At 67.9% G+C, this 4,009-nt stretch carries 3 protein-coding genes; 1 reads left to right on the top strand and 2 read right to left on the bottom strand.

The features are described from left to right. The first annotated feature begins 88 nt into the window (after positions 1-88). Positions 89-2,167, top strand: a complete 2,079-nt coding sequence (locus tag ACNPNP_RS16445; protein ID WP_448967102.1) for an MMPL family transporter — start codon at positions 89-91, stop codon at positions 2,165-2,167. Here the strand turns inward: ACNPNP_RS16445 and ACNPNP_RS16440 are convergent. Together ACNPNP_RS16440 and ACNPNP_RS16435 are read right to left on the bottom strand one after the other, a co-directional pair. Beyond that, entirely contained in the window at positions 2,139-3,221 is a 1,083-nt protein-coding gene (locus ACNPNP_RS16440) for a carboxylate-amine ligase (RefSeq protein ID WP_448967101.1), read from the bottom strand. The two genes, ACNPNP_RS16445 and ACNPNP_RS16440, sit on opposite strands and share 29 nt — an antisense overlap. Before the next feature lie 35 nt (positions 3,222-3,256). Beyond that, complete coding sequence (locus ACNPNP_RS16435) at positions 3,257-3,430, bottom strand: CsbD family protein (RefSeq protein WP_448967100.1); 174 nt, start codon at positions 3,428-3,430, stop codon at positions 3,257-3,259. Positions 3,431-4,009 lie beyond the last annotated feature (579 nt).

The raw sequence follows: 4,009 nt of genomic DNA, 5'->3' as shown, positions 1-4,009 counted from the left end.
CGCGGCGCTATGACCGGCGCCGCGTCCAGTGCGCATGATCAACCTTTCGAGCGATGTCGGACGGCGACACGGTTGATGGGCTGGAAGCATGACAGCTTCTCGCACGCGGTTCCCCGACCGGCTCACGTCCCGGCGGGGTGCCTGGGTCTCGCTCGGCATCGTGCTCCTCGTATTCGTGGCACTGTTCGGCCTGTTCAGCAGGATCGACGGCCCGACCGGCAACGACACCGCGCCGCCGGACGCGGAATCGTCTCGGGTGAGCGCGATGCTGGAGGAGTTCCCGAACGCGGACCAGCAGTCGGTGCTCGTGGTCGCCTCACGAGCGGATGCCGCCGCCCTCTCCCCCGCAGACCTCACGGCGCTGCACGCGATCGTGCCCGTTCTCGACGCCCACACCGGCCTCGAGTCGTCCGGACCGAACGCGAGCGACGACGGGAAGGCCGCCGTGATCGTCGCCCCGATCACGGTCGGAGCCGACAACGCCGAGACTGCTGACATCATCAAGGACCTGCGCGGCGCGGTGGCAGCCGACGCTCCTCCCGGCCTCGCGCTCCAGGTCACCGGCGGCCCGGCATTCGGCGCGGACGTCACGAGCGCGTTCGACGGCGCCGACTTCACGCTGCTGCTCGTCACGATCCTCATCGTCGCGGTGCTGCTGATCATCACCTACCGCTCGCCGATACTCTGGCTGCTCCCGCTCGTGGTCGTCGCGTTCGCCGACCAGCTCGCCGGCAAGGTGACCGGCGCCGTCGGGACCTGGCTCGACCTGCAGTTCGACGCGGGGATCATCAGCGTGCTGGTCTTCGGTGCCGGCACGAACTACGCGCTGCTGCTCATCTCCCGCTACCGCGAGGAGCTGCTCGTCGACGTGGATCACCGCCGCGCGCTGAGCACCGCCTGGCGCAAGACCGTTCCGGCGATCGTCGCCTCGAACATCACCGTGGTCCTCGCCCTGCTCACGCTCGCGCTCGCCGTGATCCCCGGCACGCGGGGTCTCGGCATCTCCTCCGCCGTCGGTCTGCTGATCGCGCTCGGCGCGGTGCTGTTCGCGCTTCCTCCCCTGCTGGCGGTGTGCGGGCGCCGGGTGTTCTGGCCGTTCGTCCCGAAGCCGGGCGCGAGAACCGAGCACGCCGCGGTGTGGAAGGGCATCGCCACCCGCGTCATGCGTCGTCCGTGGCTGAGCCTCGGCGGCGGAGTGCTCGTGCTGGCTGTGATGAGTGCCGGCCTCGTGGGCACGACGGTGGGACTGGATCAGGTGGAGAAGTTCCGCGTGCCGTCCGAGTCCGCGGCCGGACTCGAGGTGCTCGGCGACCACTTCCCTCCCGGTGAGTCGCAGCCGATCTTCATCGTGGCGAACTCGCCCGCAGCCGACAGCGTGCTCGACGGCGTCGACGACGTCGACGGCGTGGTGCGCGCGCATCCGATCGGCGAGACGACCGACGGTGCTCTCACGAAGATCATGGTGACGGGCGAGTACGCGCCGGGGACGCCCGAGAGCCTCGACCTCGTCACCGAACTGAGGAGCATCGTGCACGATGTGCCGGATGCGGATGCGGATGCGCTGGTCGGCGGAGCGGTCGCGACCGATCTGGATGCCAGAGCCGGGAACCAGCAGGATCTGCTGCTCATCGCGCCGCTCGTCCTCGCCGTCAGCTTCATCGTGCTGCTCGTGCTGCTGCGATCACTGGTGGCGCCGATCGTGCTGCTGCTCGTCAACGTCGCCAGCGCGGCCGCGGCGATCGGGGCCGGATCCTGGTTGAGCCGAGCGCTGTTCGATCAGCCTGCGCTGGATCTGCAGGTGCCGCTGCTGGCGTTCCTGTTCCTCGTCGCTCTCGGCATCGACTACACGATCTTCCTCGTGCACCGCACTCGCGCGGGGGCCGACGAGCACGGCACCCGTGACGCAATGGCACGTGCCGTGTCGCACACCGGCGCGGTCATCACCAGCGCCGGGATCGTGCTCGCGGCCGTCTTCGCCGCACTCGGGGTGCTGCCCCTGGTCACCCTGGGTCAGCTGGGGCTGATCGTCGGAGTCGGTGTGATCGTCGACACCCTGATCGTGCGCACCGTGATCATTCCCGCACTGTTCGGGGTGCTCGGCGATCGCATCTGGTGGCCTCGGCGGACGTCGGCCGGCCTCATGCCGCCGCAGGCTGCGGAGCGCTGACGAGCGCGCGCAGTCCGGCGATGCCGGCGGCGTGATGCGCGGCGCGTTGACGCTGTGCACCGTTTCCCTCGCGGAGCACACGTGAGAGGTGTTCCTGCACGTACTCCAGGTCGCCGGCCTGCTCGAGTGCCGGTGCGATCGTCTGCAGCAGGAGATCGGTCGCCGCTCTCGCCGTGACGGGCTCGGCCGAGACGGGGTGCACGAGCGTCGCCTCCATCCCCCACCGCGCCGCCGACCACAGAGAGGTCTGGATCGCTTCCGCGTCGTGGACGGGACCGTCGACCGGTTGCGTGAGGGCCAGAGCCCTGCACAGCGCGGCGAGCAGCAGGGTGTCGGCCGTGCAGAGTTGGGCGTCGAAGACCCTGATCTCGAGGGTCGGATAGCGGGCGGACACACGGGCCACCCAGGCCACTGATGCCGCATCGGGGATGACGTGCGCATCGATCAGTCGATCCACGGTCGAGTGATAGTCGTCAGCGTCGGCGAAGTGCGGAGGTGCGCCGAAGAGCGGGAGGCGACGCATGACGATGCTCCGCCAGCTGTCGTGGCCCGTGTCGCAGGCATCCGCGAAGGGGGAGTTCGCCGACAGTGCGAGAAGCACGGGCAACCACGGGCGAACCGCGTTCATCGCACGGACCCTCGCCTCTTCATCCGGGATCTCGACGTGGACGTGCAGGCCGTTGACGTGGTGCGTGTCGCTGATGCGGCCGAGCCAGTGCGCGATCTGGCCGTACCGCTCGGAGCGCGTGACGGTTCCCGCCGGTGCGATCCCGAACGCCGTGCCCATGCCGATCGCCACCGCTCCGTGCTGGCGGGCGAACTCCGAGAGCGATCGGCGGCACGGCTGCAGCTGCGTCTCGGCCTCAGCGAGGGTGTGCACGGGAGAGGTGGCGAACTCAACCTGCGAGGTCAGGAACTCCTTCTTCACGGTGCCGGCCCTGTACGCGCCCGTGCCACCGGACAGCGCATCGATCGCGGCGCCGCCCAGTGGCACGGGAACGAACGTCTCCTCGTCGAGGAGGGCGAACTCCTCCTCGACACCGAAACGCGTCATGTCAGTGTTCCGGACGCAGGGAGAGAAGGTCCGCCTCAGTTCTCGAAGGCGTCCTTCGCCTTGTCGCCGGCCTTCTTCAGATCGGCCTTGGCCTGTTCGGCTTTGCCCTCGGCCTCGAGCTTCTCGTTGTCCGTGGCCTTGCCGACGCCTTCCTTGAAGTGACCAGCGACGTCTTCAGCTGCGTGCTTCGCCTTGTCTCCAATACCCATTGATCCATTCCTTTCGTCGGGGATCAGGTGATCCGTAGGAACGACTCTCACATCGGCACGGATATTCGGCGACGGGGTTGACGCGCGCGACGACGACCGTTAGGGACGCCGCGATGGCGACGGTGAGCGAAGGGCGTCCGTCCGCAGCGGCATTGAGATCCCGCGGTTTCGGGAGGGACGAGATGCCGGAGTCGCCTCCGTGCTGTGCATCCCATCTCTTCCCGAAACCTGCGATCCACGCGGGATCAATCTCCCCGGACCTTCGTTGACCTCGTCCCGGATCTCCCTGGACGAGGTCGTTCATCCTCCCCTAATGTGAAGGTGCATGCGCACGGGGATTGATCGTCGCCGTCGTCCCCAGATGACGGCTCCTGGCTTCCCCAGAGCCAGACGATCCGCGCATGCGATTGGGCCCTCTCGAGTAGTTCAGTCCCCAATGGACTATTCGAGGGGGCCGCTATCGGCTCATCATCCCACGTTTTTCAGAATTTGTCCCCCATATGGGGGACAAGATTCAGCTTTTGGGGTTAGGGTGTTCTATGACGCACCCTCCGGTCGTGGTTTGGCCCTCACCGCTCC

Source organism: Microbacterium xerophyticum (genome assembly GCF_053543555.1).
Note: the sequence above shows the minus strand (reverse complement) of the source record. Positions and strands in the feature narration are given on the sequence as shown.